Genomic DNA, 16165 nt, shown 5'->3' with positions numbered 1-16165 from the left:
GCCGCGAGGCGCATCGCCTACCGCCGCGTCAGCGTCAGCAGTTCGGCTGTCAACGCTCCATCGGCACGGGCGAGTTCATCCAGGATCGAGAAATGGTGGTGCCCAGGCAGCGTTCGCTGCCTGACGCGCAATCCGGCGCGGCGCCCGACGTCGGCGTAGTCGGCCGATTGGCGCCGCAGTTCCGGCAGTTCATCGCCGCCGACCGCCAGCGATTGCGGCGCGGCACCGAGCTTCGCCCGCCGGATCGGACTGAGCAGCTCGATCTCGCCGCGGTCGAGCTGCAGCAAATCGTTGAGATAGCACAGCGCGATCGGGTCGAGATCGAAGATGCCGCTGATACACAAGGCGCCTCTCACCTCCGGGCGCGTCGCAGCGACCGATGCGAGATGTCCTCCGGCCGACCAGCCGCCGACCACGATGCGGTCACGGTCGAATCCGAACCGCTCCGCATGGCCGGCAAGATACTCCAACGCCTGATCGACCTCGGCGACGATGTCCGACAGACGTGCGGCCGGCGCCAGCGTATAGCCGACGACGGCGACGTCGATGCCACGGGCGTTCGGGCCGCCGGCGACGAACGAGAACATCTCCTTGGAATTGCGCTGCCAATAGCCGCCGTGCAGGAACACCAGCAGCGGTGCGCCCGCTTCTCCGGAACCGAAATAGTCCAGCGAGGTTCGCTCGCGCCCCGCATAGGGAATGTCGAGCCGCACGTTCGGCCCGGCGCGGCGAACGGCGCTGCGTTCGCGCCAGCGCGCCAGCCACTCCGGGCTGTCGCCGACGGCCGCGCTGTTGTTGTAGGCGGCGTCGAGCGCCGTGCGATCCATCCCGCGATAGATCGCGTGCGAAGCGTGGGAGACTGAAACGTCCACTCAGGAATCCGCCGTCGCTGCAACCTTGCGGCCGGCGCCGACATGGCTGGTCAGTTGCTGTGTAATGCTACGCCGAAGCGTGTTGAACTCGACCGACGCGACGTCGCGCGGCCGAGGCAGCTCGATCTCGACGTCTCGATCGATCCGGCCGGGCGCCGAACTCATCACCACGACGCGATCGGCGAGCAGCACCGCCTCTTCGACCGAATGCGTGACGAAGATCACCGTCAGTTTGGTGGTTCGCCAGATCTCGATCAGCTCTTCCTGCAGCGCCGCGCGCGTCAGGGCGTCGAGTGCGCCGAACGGCTCGTCCATCAACAGGATGTCGGCGTCGTTGGCGAGAACCCGCGCGATCGCCACCCGCTGCTTCATGCCGCCGGAGAGCTGGTGCGGATAGCGGTCGGCGAATGCGGTCAGGCCGACCATCGCCATGAACCTGTCGGTGAGCTTCTCGACCTCCTTCGGCGCGACCCGGCGATGGCTCGGACCGAAACCGATGTTCTGTCGCACCGTCAGCCATGGAAACAGCGCGTAGTCCTGAAACACCATGCCGCGGTCCGGGCCGGGTCCGCTGACCTCGCAGCCGTACACGGCGACGGAGCCCTGCGTTGCCGTCTCGAACCCGGCGATGATCCGCAGCAGGGTCGACTTGCCGCAGCCCGAGGCGCCGAGCAGGCAGATGAACTCGCCCTTGCGCACCGTCAGATCGACGCTGCGCAGCGCCTCGACCGGCCCGTTCGACGCCTGGTAGATCTTGTTGAGCCCGCTCACCTCCAGGATCACCGGCGGCGCGTCGCGATTGGTGGTTTGATCAAGCATGGTGCTGCGGACTCCAGCGCAGGAAGTAGTTGCTGAGCATCACCAGGATGCGATCGGACAGAAATCCGGTGATGCCGATGATGATCATGCCGGTGATGACGAGATCGGTGCGCGACAGCGTGCGGCCGTCCATGATCACGGCGCCGAGACCTTCCGGCACGCCGGTCATCTCGCCGACCACGATCAGGATCCAGGCGAACGAGGCGCCGAGCCGCAGACCGTTGAAGATGCTCGGCAGCGCCGCTGGCAGCACGACGGATCTGAACAATTGCGGCCCGCTGCAGCCGAGCATGCCGGCGGCCTCGAACAGCCGGACATCGACCGACTTCACTCCGAACACGGTGTTGAGCAGGATCGGATAGAACGCGCCGAGAAACACCAGGAACACTGCGGATTTCGGTCCCAGGCCGAAGAAGATCATCGACAGCGGCAGCCAGGCCGTCACCGGGATCGGCCGCAGCAGCGACAGCGTCGGGTCCAGCAGCGCGCGCAGCAGCGGAATCCGGCCCAGCATCAGCCCGAGCGGAATGCCGATCAGCGCCGCCAGGAAGAAGCCGCCATAGACCCGCTGGACCGATTTCCAGAAGTGGATCGGCAGGCTGGCGCTGTAGGCGTCGTCATAGATTCCGCCGAAGGCGAAATCCCACATCATCGTCGCGACGCCGGACGGCGGCGGAACCAGCCGCGTCCCGGTCCAGCGCACCATCAGGTCCCACGCCAGCAGCAGACCCAGCGGCACGATCAGGGCCAGCGCGGTGGCACGCAGCCTCGCTGCCAGCTTGCGCAATTGGCGGGTGCTGTCGCGCGCGGGCGCGACGACAGCCTTGGTGATCGATGGCCTGCCCATGGCGGACCGAGAGACCGTGCTTTCGAAGCTCATCGGCCGCTCACGACGCCGAAATCGCCTTGATGAAGCTCGGGTCGATGAAGGTCTTGTAGTCCGGCAACTGCCGGATCTGCTTCTTGTCGAGCATCTGCGCGCCGTAATACTGCGCCTGCTTCAGAAACAGATCGTCGATCTTCCAGGTCAGTTCGACGTTCGGCGCCGCCTGCTCGATCGAGGCCTTCTGCTGGCCGAGTTTCTGCATCGCCATTTCGACGAAGACGTCGCGATTGCTCATCGCGAATTCGCTGGCCTTGCGGTGCACCTTCAGCAGCGTGCGGATCAGTTCGGGGTCCTTCTCGATCAGTTCGCGCCGGGTGCTCAGCACCATGTTGAGCGACCCGGTCGGGGTCGAATACGGATACTCGACGATCTTGCCAACGCCGCTGGCGAGGCTGATACCAGCCGCCGGCTCGGCGCCGACATAGGCGTCGATGTCGCCGCGCGCCAGCGCCGGGGCCATGTCACTGAACGAGACGCGGACCGACTGGATGTCCTTGATCGTCATGCCTTCGGCGGCCAGCCGGTCGAGGATCACGACCTCCTGGGTCGAACCTGGCCAGATTGCGACCTTCTTGCCCTTCAGATCCTTGATGCTGGCGATGCCGGAATCCTTGCCGGCGACCACCGCCATGCCGCGGTTGCAGGCGGCGCCGACCACCACCACCGGCTCGCCATTGGCGCCACCGAGCGTCGCCGCGGCGAGACCGAAGATACCGAAATCGACCGATCCGGTGACCACGGCGTTCTTGCCGTCGGTCGGGCTCTCGAACGGCACCACCACGACCTTGACGCCGGCCGGCACGAATTTCTCGTAGAAATACGGCGTGATGCCGTGGATCAGCTTCAAGGTTCCGACCTTGATGACGCGATCCTCCGCGAGCGCCGTCAGGCTGGTGGCGGCAAGCGCGGTCGCGGTCACCGCGAGGCGAATGAAGTGGCGTCTGGTGGTGTTGTGCATGGCTTCCTCGCTGCTGATCCCGGCAAGGGCCACTGTAGTTGCGACGCAATAACTTCAGAAATTTATTGTTTATATCGGTTTTATAAATGGGCTTAATAGAACGATGCTCGCTCCGCTCGACCTCCGCCTGCTGCAGACCTTCATCGTGCTGGTTCAGACCGGCAGCTTTTCCGAGACCTCGCGCCGGCTGGGCCGCACCCAGCCGGCCGTCAGCCTGCAGCTCAATCGGCTCGAAGAAGCGACCGGCGCACCGCTGTTCACCAAGGTCGGTCGCAAGCTGGTGCTGACCAATCACGGCGAACTGGTGCTCGGCTATGCGCGCACCATCATGGGGCTGCAGGACGAACTGCGCGCCCGGCTCGCCGCGCCGAAACTCGACGGCGCGGTCGTCCTCGGAATGCCCGATCTGTATGCCGCCTATCTGCTACCCGGCATCCTGTCGGACTTTCGCAGCGCCTATCCCAATGTCGATGTCGAGCTGAAATGCGCGCTGTCCAGCAAGCTGATGGCTGCGGTCGAGAAAGCCGAGATCGACCTTGCGATCGTCACCGGCATGCCCGCGTTCAAGGTCGGAGAACTGGTCGCGCAGGAGGATCTGGTCTGGGTCACGTCGGAGCGCGGCTCGGTCCATCTTGAAAATCCGGTGCCGCTGGCGATGCTGCCGCCCGGCAACATCTTCCGCGATTTCGGTTTGGCGGCTCTGGAAAGCATCGGCCGGATCTGGCGGCTGAGCTGCATCAGCGAGAGCATCAGCGGCATTCAGGCCGCGGTGTTCGCCGGCATCGCCGTCAGCGTGGTTGGCAAGAGCTCGGTCCTGCCCGGGATGCGCGTGCTCGGCCGCAGCGACACATTCCCGGCCCTGCCCAAGGTCGACCTGGTGCTGTACCGATCGGCGCGGAGCTCCAATCCCGCGGCGGAGGCGCTCGCCAGCGTGATCGTGCGGCATTTCGCGAATTCGGCGCTGGCTCCGGCGGCCCGCTTCATGCGCACCCAGGCCGGCAGCGGGTCGCATGAATAGACGTGGTCCCGCTCCGGTTCACGGCAGCCGAAGATGCGGCGTGGCGACCACGATGGCGCCGATCAGTCCGATCGCGGCGGCCAGCGCCAGCAATTCGATGTGAACGACGGTCATTCGCGCCCGCACCAAGGCGGACTGAGTATGCAAAATCTGGCGTCGCATCATTGTTCTCCATGTTCGGCAGCTTCACAAAAGCCCGAACGCTGCAGTCCGCAAGCCAGCCCGCGAAATAACAACGGCACACCCGCCAAGGTCCCGGAACCGGCAAAAATCCTCCCCGGACGGAACCGCAGGCGACCGGAACGTTCTCGCCGCGCTGATCCGTCCGCCGCCCTTGCCAGCGCCGCCGTTCGGGGCTAGCTCCTGCGGCACCCCAATCCAGGCAGTTTCGATCCATGCAGCAGGCCGCCGCGCCCAAGATCAGTTTTGTTTCGCTGGGATGCCCCAAGGCGCTGGTCGATTCCGAGCGCATCATCACCCGGCTGCGCGCCGAGGGGTACGAACTCGCCCGCAAGCACGACGGCGCCGACCTCGTGATCGTCAACACCTGCGGCTTCCTCGACAGTGCCAAGCAGGAATCGCTGGCGGCGATCGGCGAAGCGATGGCGACCAACGGCAAGGTGATCGTCACCGGCTGCATGGGCGCCGAGCCGGAGCAGATCGAAGCGGCCTATCCCGGCGTGCTGTCGATCACCGGTCCGCAGCAATATGAAAGCGTGCTCGACGCGGTGCATCGCGCCCGGCCGGCGCTGCACAATCCGCATCTCGATCTGGTGCCGCCGCAGGGCATCCGGCTGACGCCGCGGCACTACGCGTATTTGAAGATCTCCGAGGGCTGCAACAATCGCTGCAGCTTCTGCATCATCCCGAAGCTGCGCGGCGATCTCGCCTCGCGCCCGGCCGCCGATGTGCTGCGCGAAGCCGAAAAGCTGGTCGCCGCCGGGGTCAAGGAACTGCTGGTGATTTCGCAGGACACCTCCGCCTACGGCGTCGATCTGAAATACGCCGAAAGCCCGTGGAAGGATCGCAGCGTCCGCGCCAAATTCCTCGATCTGGCGAACGAACTCGGCGAACTCGGCGCCTGGGTGCGGCTGCACTACGTCTATCCGTATCCGCATGTCGACGAGGTGATCGGCCTGATGGCGGACGGCAAGGTGCTGCCCTATCTCGACATCCCGTTCCAGCACGCCAGCCCCGACGTGCTGAAGCTGATGAAGCGGCCGGCGGCGCAGGACAAGACGCTGGACCGCATCAAGCGCTGGCGTGAAATCTGCCCCGACCTGGCGCTGCGCTCGACCTTCATCGTCGGCTTCCCCGGCGAGACCGATCGGGACTTCGAGTTTCTGCTCGATTGGCTGGACGAGGCCGAGATCGACCGCCTCGGCGCCTTCAAATACGAGCCGGTCGCCGGCGCACCGTCCAACGCCCTGCCCGATCAGATCGCGGACGAGGTCAAGCAGGAGCGCTGGAACAGGCTGATGGCGCGGCAGCAGGCGATCTCGGCGCGCCGCCTGAAGCGCAAGGTCGGCACGCGGCAGCAGGTCATCATCGACGAGATCGGCCCGACCGTCGCCAAGGGCCGCTCCAAGGCCGACGCGCCGGATATCGACGGCGCCGTCTATCTGTCGAGCCGCCGCCCGTTGCGCATCGGCGAAATCGTCACCGCGAAGATAGAACGAGCCGACGCGTATGATCTACACGGCACCGTGGCGGGATTCTAAGCAGCAAAAGCTACTACACACACCCAGGTCATCGCCCGGCTTGTCCGGGCGACCCAGTATTGCAGAGAGCTGATTGCTCTACACCAGCGCTCTGCAATACTGGGCCCTCCGCCTTCGCGGAGGGTGACGGCTCGTTATGGGGTGACGTTGTGCGACCTTACGGCTTCAGAATCGAAGCTCCCGTGGTCACTCTTCCTTCCAGATCGATATGCGCCTTGGCGGCGTCCTTCAGCGCGTAGGCGTGGTTGATCGGGACGTGCAGCTTGCCTTCGATTACGGCCGAGAACAGCGTGTCGGCGCCTTCGATCAGCTCCTTACGCGTGCCAATATAGTCGTTCAGCTTCGGCCGGGTTGCGAACAGCGAGCCGTGGTTGTTGAGCTCGGTGAGCGGGAACGGCGGCACTGGCCCTGAGGCGTTGCCGAACGAGACGAACAGACCGCGCGGCTTGATGCACTTCAGCGAGCCGGGGAACGTCGCCTTGCCGACGCCGTCGTAGACCACATCGCACAATTCGTTGCGGCTGATCTGCTTGACCCGCGCCACCCAATCCTCCTCGTTGTAGAGGATGACGTGGTCGCAGCCATTGGCCAGCGCGAGGTCGGCTTTGGCCTTGGAGCCGACGGTTCCGATCACATGCGCGCCCAGCGCCCGCGCCCATTGGCAAGCCAGCAGCCCGATGCCGCCGGCGGCGGCGTGGATCAGCACGCGGTGGCCGGGTTCGACCTTGAACGTCTTGTGCAGCAGGTACCACACCGTCAGGCCCTTGAGCATCAGCACGGCGGCCTGCTCGTAGGTGATGTGGTCGGGCAGCTTGACCAGTTTGGTCGCTTCGATATTGCGCTCGGTGGCATAGCCGCCGAGGTTCGAATAATACGCGACGCGATCGCCGGGGTGGAAATTGGTGACGTGCGGCCCGACCGACACCACCTCGCCCGCCCCCTCGTTGCCGATCACGAACGGCAGCGACGGCGCTTTGTACAGGCCGGTGCGAAAATACACGTCGATGAAGTTGAGGCCGACCGCATGCTGGCGGATCCGGACCTCGCCCTCGCCCGGCGGCGGCAGCTCGACGTCCTCATAGGCCAGGACCTCCGGTCCGCCCACCTGATGCACCCGCACCGCCTTCGTCATTCTCGTCCCCTCGGTCTCATCTGAGCGTCACCGAAAGCCATCGCCCCGGTGTTGTCAACCGGCCGGCGGCGGCCGGCCGCTCACCGCGGCTTCAGCCGGTTGCGCTTGGCGAGCACGTTGAAGAACTCCACCGCCGCCGAGAACAGGATCGCGAAGTAGACGTAGCCGCGCGGGATGTGGAAGGCGAACCCGTCCGCCACCAGCGCCACGCCGATCAGCACCAGGAACGCCAGCGCCAGCATCTTGGTGGTCGGATGTTCGGAGACGAATCGCGCCACAGGCCCGGATGAGACGTACATCACCGCCATCGCGATCAGCACCGCGGCGACCATGATCTCGATGTCCTGGGCCATGCCGATCGCGGTGATGATCGAGTCGATCGAAAACACCAGGTCGACGACCACGATCTGCACGATCACCCAAAAAAACGCCCGATCGGCGACGGAGGTCTGCGCCTCGCCGTCCCTGGCCTCGACTTCGGCGTGAATCTCGTGGGTCGCCTTGGCGATCAGAAACAGGCCGCCTAGGATCAGAATGATGTCGCGCCAGGAGAACGCCTTGTCGGCGATGCTGAACACCGGTGTGGTCAGTCCGATCAGCCACACCAGCACGCTCAGCAGCAACAGGCGGAACACCAGCGCCAGCGCGAGACCAATCTGCCGCGCCCGCGTCGCCCGCGGCTCGGGTATCCGCGACACCAGGACGGACAGGAAGATGACGTTGTCGATGCCGAGGACAATTTCGAGCGCCGTCAGGGTGAGCAGCGCGGCCCAGGCTTCGGGACTGGATAACAGTTCGATCATCGGGGGGCTCGTTGGAAGAGGCGGATGACACTATCGGCAAAACAGACGTACAGGGCGATCGCACACAGCGCGATCGTCACCGGGAGCGCGACCTCGAAGTCGCGGACGATCGCAACCGCAGCCAGCACCGCCCACAGCGCAACCAACGCCAAGGTCAAAGCGCGCAGCCGGGTCACACGCACCGGATGCACCACACGAAGCGGCACGAAAGTCAGAACGATCAAGGCTGCTATTCCGAGGCTGCCGACGATCGCCGGCGGGTGCAGCAGGAACAGATAGAACGCGGCGGCGTTCCACAGCGCCGGAAAGCCGCGGAAATGATTGTCTTCGGTCTTCATCCGGCGGTCGGCGAAGTACATCGCCGAACTGATCACGATGCCGACGCCGAGCAGCGGTGCCGCGATCGGTAGCAGCAAGCCGCTCGCGGTGATCGCATAGGCCGGCACGAACACGTAAGTGAGGAAATCGACCACCAGATCGAGCACGTCGCCCGACCATTGCGGCTGCATCCGCGCGACGTCCAGGCGCCGCGCCAAGGGGCCGTCGATCGCATCGACCAGCAGCAAGCCCAAGCCAGGCGAACATTCCGGCCCAATGCTGGCGGACCGCTTCGAGCAAAGCGAGCAGCGCGATCGCAGCCCCGGCGGCCGTGAACAGGTGCACGCCGAGCGCGGCGGCGCGGCGTGAGCCCGATCCGGGCGGCGGTTGCGGAGGGTCCTGCGGTGTCATCGAACGTCGTGCATATCAGGTTGGATCCCCGTCTGCACACTCAGTTGCGGCGTTCGGTCGCGCACAGGACCCAAACCGTTAATGTTTCGCAGCGGACTTGAAATCGCCGCGGGCCGGCGCAATTGTCGCGGCATGACCCAGAGCCTGCTCGAGCCCAACAGTTACGACGCCATCGTGGTCGGCGGCGGCCCCGCCGGCCTCACCGCCGCCATCGCGCTTGCCGACACCGGCGCGATCACCGCCCTGGTCGCCCGACAAGTGCCTTATGGCGACAACCGGACCACGGCCCTGCTCGGCGATTCGATCGATATCCTCGACCGGCTCGATGTCTGGCGGCGTTGCTCGGGGAAAGCCGCAGCGCTGCGGGCGATGCGGCTGGTCGACGATACCGGGCGGCTGATCCGCGCGCCCGAGGTCAAGTTCGCGTCCGACGAGATCGGCATGGATGCGTTCGGCTACAATATCGAGAACCGCGCGCTCCTGGTCGCGCTGGAAGAACGCGCAGCCGAACTGTCGAACCTCGAACGCTTCGACGACGAAGCGGCTGGCGTTGTCCCGGGCGACGAGGAAGCGATCGTGCGGCTGCGCAGCGGCGCGATGCTGTCCGCGACGCTGGTCGTCGGGGCCGATGGACGGCAGTCGCAGTGTCGCGAGGCTGCGGGCATCAAAGTGAGCAGCCGCGCGCTACACCAGTCCGCACTCACTTTCAACGTCAAGACCGCTCGCTCTCACGACAACGCCTCCACTGAATTCCACACCAAAGAAGGGCCTTGCGTGTTCGTGCCGCTGCCCGGCAAGCGGATGAGCATCGTCTGGGTGGCATCGCCGAAAGAAGCGCAGCGCCTGATGGCCCTGTCCGACGACGAACTGTCGGCGTCCGCGGAAAAGCAATCGCAGTCGATCTACGGCAAGATGACGGTCGAGCCCGGCCGCAATCTGTTTCCGCTGGCGATCGAGAAGCCCGCGGCTTACGCGCAGAATCGCATTGCGCTCGTCGGCGAGGCCGCCCACGTGGTGCCGCCGATCGGCGCGCAGGGGCTGAACATGGGCCTGCGGGACGCCGGCGATCTCGCCGAGATCGTCCGTGAATCGATCGAGTCCGGTGCCGACATCGGCTCGGCTGCCGTCCTGGCCCGCTACGGCCGCAGCCGCGGCCCCGATATCGCCACTCGCACCGCGGCGATCGACATCGCCAACCGCACCCTGCTCAGCGGCCTGTTGCCGGTGCAGGTGGTGCGGGCGGCGGGGATGCACCTGCTCGGGGCGGTGGGCCCGCTGCGCCGTTTCGCGATGCGCGAGGGGCTGTCGCCGTTCTGGCGCTCGATCTGACGCCCTACCCGGGAAACGGGATCTGGCCGGTCCGGATCAGCCACATCACGGTGGTGAGCGTCACCACCGACACGAACGTCCCGATCAGCACCGCGACCGACGCCGGCTCGACCCAGGTATTGTACTGCCGGGCGATCACGAACACGTTCAGCGCCGGCGGCAGTGACGCCATCAGCACCGCGGTCGCGGCCCATTCCGGCGAGAACGGTCCGAACGCCAGCACCAGGCCGAACACGATCACCGGGTGCAGCAGCAGCTTGACTGCCACCAGGCTCGGGATCTCCCACGGCACCCGGCCGAACGGCCGCAGCGCCACGGTGACACCGAGCGTGAACAGCGCCACCGGTGCGGCGGCGTTCTGCAGGAACAACAGCATCTTGTCGACCGCGACCGGCAGCTCGACATGGAACGCGGCCGCCGCCGCTCCGCAATAAGCGGCCACGATCAGCGGATGCAGCAGGATCTCTCGCAGCACCGCCAGGATGGTGGGGATCAGCGGCCGCTTGTCGGCGGCGGTGAGCGCCATCCCGAGCGGCACGATCGAAAACAGAAAGATGGTGTCGAAACAGAAGATCAGCGCGGTCGGCGCCGCCGCCTGCGTGCCGAGCACCGCCAGCGCCAGGCCCGGGCCCATGTAGCCGATATTGCCGTAACCGCCCGACAGCGCCGCCATCGTCGCCTCGCGCATCGATAGCTTGCCGATCGCCCGCCCGATCAGCCCCGACAGGAAGAAGGCAATCGCGGTCGCCAGCGTGGTCGCCAGCACGAACGGCAGGTTGTTGAGTTCCTCGAACGGCGTCTTCGACATGATCCGAAAGAACAAGGCCGGCAACGACACGAACACCAGGAAGAAATTCATCCAGACCAAGCCGGCCTCGGGCAGCTTCTTCCAGCGTCCGCAGGCGAAGCCGACGAAGATCAGACCAAAATACGGCAGGGCGAGATTGAGAATGTCGATCATACGGGCTGCGGCAGGCGTAGCGTGGAACCGTGCGGTATCAGGGAAACCCCGGGTCGGCCACCGCGGAGCAGAGTCTCCGGTTTACCACTAGCGTCCGCCGCCAAGCTGGTCTATCCGACTCCGATGATCAAAACGCGAACCGCAAAATTTCAGATCGGCCAGATCGTCCGCCACCGGATCTTCTCGTTCCGTGGGGTGGTGTTCGACATCGATCCGGAATTCGCCAACACCGAAGAATGGTGGCTGGCGATCCCCGAAGAAGTGCGGCCGAGCAAGGACCAACCGTTCTATCACCTGCTGGCGGAGAACGCGGAGTCGGAATACGTCGCCTACGTGTCGGAGCAAAATCTGTTGCCCGACGACTCCGGCGAGCCGATCCGGCACTCCCAGGTCGCCGAGATCTTCGTCAAGGACAAGTCCGGCGGCTACCGGCCGCGCAATCCGTCGCTGAACTAGCTGTCGGCGCAGAGAGTCTGCGCCCGCGATATCGGCTCAGCCACCTAGCAAGACAAAGGGCGCCCACCGACCGGGGCGCCCTTTGCATATCGAGATAACTCTAACGCGTTACTTGGCGCCGGCCGGAGCCTGAGCTTCCAGCTTCTTGCGCTGCTCTTCGGCGCGCTTCTGCAGCTCTTCCTGCAGCTTCTTCTGGGTCTCTTCGAACTGCTTCGGGTCGGTCGGCGGGCCGTCATAGGCCTTGGCGAATTCGGCCAGCGGCAGCGGCAGCGTCAACGGCGAGCCGTTGGAGTTGATCGCCTGCACGATCAGGTTCTGGCCCTTCTTGAGCTGATTGATCAGCTCGGGCGTGGCTTCGTAGTCCGACATACAGCCGTTGGCGAAGCAGATCACGTAAGGGCTCTGCAGCGGCGCGTTGCTGTCGACGATGATGCGCGTGCCGTGCACGAGCTGCATGCCGAGCGGCAAGGTCACGCGCAGGATCTTCTTCGGCTCGCCTTCCGGTTCGATGATCACTGCAGCAATCACCGGCTGACCGGATTCGATACGGCCATCCTTGCCGGTGAAACACACCTGCTTGGCGTTGGCGTCCTGGCCCTTGAGACAGAACTTGGTCCAGGGCGCGTAGATCAGCTGAACCTGCTGCTGCTGCTCGCCCTGCGCGGGCGCCTGCTGAGCCGGGGCCGGAGCGTTCTTCTGAGCGGCTTTCGGGGCCCCCTTGGCCGGCTGCTGAGCCTGCGCGACGGGGGCGACGGTCAGCGCGGCGAACGCGGTCGCTGCCAGCAGGGCGAAGGCTCGCCCGCGCAGCCCGGCCGACGCGACCAAGTTGCAAGACTTCATTCGGAAAACCCTTTCTGAAACGGTCGCGCACCCCAACCGCGACGCGGGAGCGACATTCGGCCGTTGGCCGCTGTCTCGGTGCCAATTGAGGCGGTTACGTGACGAGCCGGTGGGCAACATCGACTGCCCGCCTTCAATACATTGGCGAACGAAAAGATCAATGGCAACAATCCTCGGGCACCGGTTTCCCCGCGTCAATGTGGTAAAAAACGCGGTGTGAGACACGCCGAATCAAATCAACACTACATCCGCCGGGTCAGGGCGTTCATCACCGTGCTGGCGATCGGCGTAGGATGTGTCGCCGGCGTGACGGAGGCCGGCGCCGAGCCGTCCCCTGCCCCCGGAATCGTCAGCCACGCCATCGCGATGCACGGCAAGCCGGCCCAACCGGCGGACTTTACCGCAATGCCCTATGTGAATCCGGATGCGCCCAAGGGCGGCCGGATGGTCGCCAGCGTGGTCGGCGCCTTCGACAGTCTCAATCCGCTGATCGTTAAGGGCATCGCGGTGCAGCAGATGCGCGGCTACGTGATCGAGAGCCTGCTGGCGCGCGGCCAAGACGAACCGTTCACCCTGTACGGACTGCTCGCGCGTTCGGTCGAGACCGACGATGTCCGCAGCTATGTCACGTTCCGGATCGATCCACGCGCCAGATTCTCGGACGGCAAGCCGGTGACGGCCGAGGACGTGCTGTTCTCCTGGCGGCTGTTGCGCGACAAAGGCAGGCCGAACCACCGGCTGTATTACGGCAAGGTCGCCCGCGCCGAGGCCCTGGATCCCCTCACCGTCCGGTTCGATTTCGGCGGCGCGCGGGATCGCGAGCTGCCGCTGATCCTCGGCCTGATGCCGGTGCTGCCGCGCCACGCAGTCGATCCCAACAGCTTCGAGGAAACCTCACTGAAACCGCCGCTGGGTTCCGGACCCTACCGCGTCACCCACGTCGACGCGGGCACCAGCGTCACCCTCACCCGCGACCCGAACTATTGGGGCCGGGATCTGCCGATCAACCGCGGCCTGTGGAATTTCGACGAGGTACGGATCGATTACTTCCGCGAGTCCAATGCGCAGTTCGAAGCGTTCAAACGCGGTCTCTATGACTTCCGTGTCGAGACCGATCCGCTGCGTTGGAGCGAAGGCTACGACTTCCCCGCGGCCCGACGCGGCGACGTGATCCGCGATGCGATCAAGCCGGGCACGCCGGAGCCGACCGACACGCTGGTGTTCAACACCCGCCGGCCGGTTTTCGCCGACGTCCGGGTGCGCGAAGCGATCATCAACCTGTTCGACTTCGAATGGATCAACCGCAACTACTTCTTCGGCCTGTACACCCGCTCCGCCGGGTTCTTCGGCGGTTCGGAGCTGTCGGCCTATGGCCGCCCGGCCGACGATGGCGAGCGCAAGCTGTTGCAGCCGTATCTGCCGCAGCTCCGCGCCGACATTGTCGACGGCACCTATCGGCTGCCGGCGAGTGACGGCTCGGGGCGCGATCGCAAAGGTCTGCGCCGCGCCCTCGATCTGCTGCAACAGGCGGGCTACCACCTGGACGGCACCGTGCTGCGCAAGCGCGACACAGGCCAACCGCTCGGCTTCGAGTTGCTGGTGACGACCCGCGAACAGGAGCGGATCGCGCTGGCCTTCGCCCGCGATCTCAAGCGCGCCGGCATTACGGTGTCGGTCCGGGCGGTTGATGCGGTGCAGTTCGACCAGCGCCGCCTCGCCTACGATTTCGACATGATCCCGAACCGCTGGGACCAGTCGCTGTCGCCGGGCAACGAACAGTCGTTCTATTGGGGCAGCGACGCCGCCGACACGCCGGGCACGCGCAACTACATGGGGGCCAAGGATCCGGCGATCGACGCGATGATCGCCGCGCTGCTACGCGCCCGCGACCGCGCCGATTTCGTCGATGCCGTGCGGGCGCTCGATCGCGTCCTGATCTCGGGGTTCTACGTGGTCCCTGTGTACAGCATCCGCGAGCAATGGATCGCGCGCTGGAATCGGATAGAACGTCCCAAGGCCACTGCCCTGACGGGTTATCTTCCCGAAACTTGGTGGTATCGGCCGGCGCCGCAGCAACCGCCGCAGAGGTGATCCCGTGAGCCAGCCCAACACCTCGCCGACGCTCGACGGACTGTTTCGCCGCACCCTGGCGCGCCAGCCCGATGCGATCGCGCTGATCGACCCGCCGGACAAGCAGCGCATCACCGGCCAGCCGCCGCGCCGCCTGACCTATGCCGAGGCCGACCGCGCCATCTCGGCGCTCTCCGCGCATTTCGTCACCGCCGGACTGCCGAGCAATTCGGTGATTGCGGTGCAACTGCCGAACACCATCGAGTTTCCGCTGACGGTGCTGGCGGCGCATCGCGCCGGCCTCGTGGTTGCGCTGCTGCCGCAGCTCTGGCGCCATGCCGACCTCACCGCCGCGCTCAACCGCACCGGCGCGCGGGCCATCGTGTCGACGCGCTGGATCGATGGCGTCAGCCATTCCGACCTCGCGATGAACGCCGCGGCGGAAGCGTTCTCGATCCGCCATGTCTGCGGCTTCGGCGACGACCTGCCCGAGGGCATGGCCTCGCTCGACATGGCAATGGCCGATTCGACCGCGTTGCCGCCGGCTCCCGGGCTGCAGGAAGCCCGGCGCGCGGCCGTGATCACGTTCGACACCACCGGCGATGGCGTCCGCGCGATACCGCGCAGTCATCTGCACCTGATCGCCGGCGGCCTGGCTGTCTTCCTGGAAAGCGCGATCCCGCAGGGCGCAATGCTGCTGTCGGCGCAGACGCCGGCTTCGTTCGCCGGGCTGGCCTCGTCGATGGTGACGTGGCTGCTGAGCGGCGGCACGCTGGCGCTGCATCACCCGTTCGACGACGCAGTCTTGGAACGGCAGGTGGTCGATCTCGGCTGCCAGGCGCTGGTGGCGCCGGCGCCGCTGGCGCTTCGGCTTGGCGAGGCCGGCCTGTCGGCAGAGGCTCCATCGCTGCGGAGCGTGGTGGGGCTATGGCGGGCGCCCGAGCAGGTCGCCTCCAGTCCGAACTGGATCGGCACGCCGGCGAAGTTCACCGACCTCTATCTGTTCGGGGAAGCCGGACTGTTCGGCGCTCAGCGAGCGGCAGACGGCACCCCCGCGGCGATCATGCCGGGTCCGCACACGGCGCCCCGCAACAGCGCCGGCGGCACGACCGCGGGCGAACTCCTGATCACGCCCAAGGGCACGCTTGGACTGCGCGGCCCGATGGTGACGCTGGCGGCCTATGCGCCGCTGCCACCGCTCAACAGCTCCATCCCGATGGCGCCGCCGCCGGACTTCGTCGACACCGGCTACGCGGCCCGGCTCGATCGCGCGACCGGTGCAGTCTGCATCACCGCGCCGCCAGCCGGCGTGATGTCGGTGGGCGGCTATCGCTTCCTGGCTCAGGACCTGCAGGAATGGGCAAAGCGGCTCGGCCAGGGCGCGCTGCTCACAGCGCTGCCGGATCGCCTCAGCGGGTATCGGCTCGCGGGCCGTGCTCAGGACAATTCCAGAGCTCGTGAAGCACTTGCAGAACTCGGCCTAAACCCTTTGATGGTCGAAGCCTTCCGCGACGCTCCGAAGGTCGAAGAAAATCGCGCATCGACGTTGACGCCGCATTAACAGCGTTCGT

14 protein-coding genes and 1 pseudogene are annotated in these 16165 nt (G+C 65.9%); 6 read left to right on the top strand and 9 right to left on the bottom strand.

Translation table 11 applies throughout. The annotated features are described in order from the left end of the window. Positions 1-17: 17 nt before the first annotated feature. The 4 genes from DNX69_RS01775 to DNX69_RS01760 are packed head-to-tail and all read right to left on the bottom strand — an operon-like array spanning position 18 to position 3535. Positions 18-827 carry an alpha/beta hydrolase gene (locus DNX69_RS01775; RefSeq protein ID WP_425327283.1) on the bottom strand — a complete coding sequence of 270 codons (810 nt, stop codon included), beginning with the start codon at positions 825-827 and terminating at the stop codon, positions 18-20. Positions 828-872: 45 nt separating this feature from the next. Next, positions 873-1691, bottom strand: coding sequence for an ABC transporter ATP-binding protein (locus DNX69_RS01770; RefSeq protein ID WP_110784306.1), 819 nt, complete (start codon positions 1689-1691; stop codon positions 873-875). After that, a complete protein-coding gene (locus tag DNX69_RS01765) occupies positions 1684-2571 on the bottom strand; it encodes an ABC transporter permease (RefSeq protein WP_110784305.1) in 888 nt (295 codons plus the stop codon). The genes DNX69_RS01770 and DNX69_RS01765 overlap by 8 nt, the downstream gene beginning before the upstream one ends. Before the next feature lie 7 nt (positions 2572-2578). Beyond that, a complete protein-coding gene (locus tag DNX69_RS01760) occupies positions 2579-3535 on the bottom strand; it encodes an NrtA/SsuA/CpmA family ABC transporter substrate-binding protein (RefSeq protein ID WP_110784304.1) in 957 nt (318 codons plus the stop codon). A 103-nt stretch (positions 3536-3638) separates the two neighbouring features. Here DNX69_RS01760 and DNX69_RS01755 point away from each other — a divergent pair, with 103 nt between their 5' ends. Together DNX69_RS01755 and rimO are read left to right on the top strand one after the other, a co-directional pair. Then, positions 3639-4553, top strand: a complete 915-nt coding sequence (locus DNX69_RS01755) for a LysR substrate-binding domain-containing protein (protein ID WP_110784303.1) — start codon at positions 3639-3641, stop codon at positions 4551-4553. Positions 4554-4948: 395 nt separating this feature from the next. Further along, on the top strand, positions 4949-6274 hold the full coding sequence (rimO, locus tag DNX69_RS01750; RefSeq protein WP_110784302.1) for a 30S ribosomal protein S12 methylthiotransferase RimO: 1326 nt from the start codon (positions 4949-4951) through the stop codon (positions 6272-6274). Between the two features lie 157 nt (positions 6275-6431). Here rimO and DNX69_RS01745 read toward each other — a convergent pair whose 3' ends face one another. The 3 genes and pseudogenes from DNX69_RS01745 to pcsA all read right to left on the bottom strand — a co-directional run bounded on the left by DNX69_RS01745 (position 6432) and on the right by pcsA (position 8938). After that, on the bottom strand, positions 6432-7406 hold the full coding sequence (locus DNX69_RS01745; RefSeq protein WP_110784301.1) for a quinone oxidoreductase family protein: 975 nt from the start codon (positions 7404-7406) through the stop codon (positions 6432-6434). Between the two features lie 80 nt (positions 7407-7486). Then, entirely contained in the window at positions 7487-8209 is a 723-nt protein-coding gene (locus tag DNX69_RS01740; RefSeq protein WP_110784300.1) for a TerC family protein, read from the bottom strand. Next, a pseudogene (gene pcsA, locus DNX69_RS01735) lies at positions 8206-8938 on the bottom strand (phosphatidylcholine synthase). The gene DNX69_RS01740 and the pseudogene pcsA overlap by 4 nt, the downstream one beginning before the upstream one ends. Before the next feature lie 132 nt (positions 8939-9070). Here pcsA and DNX69_RS01730 point away from each other — a divergent pair. Beyond that, positions 9071-10267 carry a UbiH/UbiF family hydroxylase gene (locus DNX69_RS01730; RefSeq protein WP_110784354.1) on the top strand — a complete coding sequence of 399 codons (1197 nt, stop codon included), beginning with the start codon at positions 9071-9073 and terminating at the stop codon, positions 10265-10267. 4 nt (positions 10268-10271) lie between these two features. Here DNX69_RS01730 and DNX69_RS01725 read toward each other — a convergent pair whose 3' ends face one another. Continuing rightward, positions 10272-11228: an AEC family transporter gene (locus tag DNX69_RS01725; protein ID WP_110784299.1), complete on the bottom strand. Its 957-nt coding sequence runs from the start codon at positions 11226-11228 to the stop codon at positions 10272-10274. A gap of 123 nt (positions 11229-11351) precedes the next feature. Here DNX69_RS01725 and hspQ point away from each other — a divergent pair, with 123 nt between their 5' ends. Beyond that, on the top strand, positions 11352-11684 hold the full coding sequence (hspQ, locus tag DNX69_RS01720) for a heat shock protein HspQ (RefSeq protein ID WP_110784298.1): 333 nt from the start codon (positions 11352-11354) through the stop codon (positions 11682-11684). Between the two features lie 108 nt (positions 11685-11792). Here hspQ and DNX69_RS01715 read toward each other — a convergent pair whose 3' ends face one another. Then, on the bottom strand, positions 11793-12524 hold the full coding sequence (locus DNX69_RS01715; RefSeq protein ID WP_110784297.1) for an invasion associated locus B family protein: 732 nt from the start codon (positions 12522-12524) through the stop codon (positions 11793-11795). Positions 12525-12740: 216 nt separating this feature from the next. Here DNX69_RS01715 and DNX69_RS01710 point away from each other — a divergent pair, with 216 nt between their 5' ends. Beyond that, complete coding sequence (locus DNX69_RS01710) at positions 12741-14615, top strand: extracellular solute-binding protein (RefSeq protein ID WP_110784296.1); 1875 nt, start codon at positions 12741-12743, stop codon at positions 14613-14615. A gap of 4 nt (positions 14616-14619) precedes the next feature. Further along, positions 14620-16155, top strand: coding sequence for a class I adenylate-forming enzyme family protein (locus DNX69_RS01705; RefSeq protein ID WP_110784295.1), 1536 nt, complete (start codon positions 14620-14622; stop codon positions 16153-16155). Positions 16156-16165: the final 10 nt, after the last annotated feature.

The organism is Rhodopseudomonas palustris (assembly GCF_003226555.1).
Lineage (GTDB): Bacteria > Pseudomonadota > Alphaproteobacteria > Rhizobiales > Xanthobacteraceae > Rhodopseudomonas > Rhodopseudomonas palustris_I.
The sequence above is the reverse complement of the archived record's forward strand: the minus strand, read 5'-3'. Positions and strand labels throughout refer to the sequence as shown.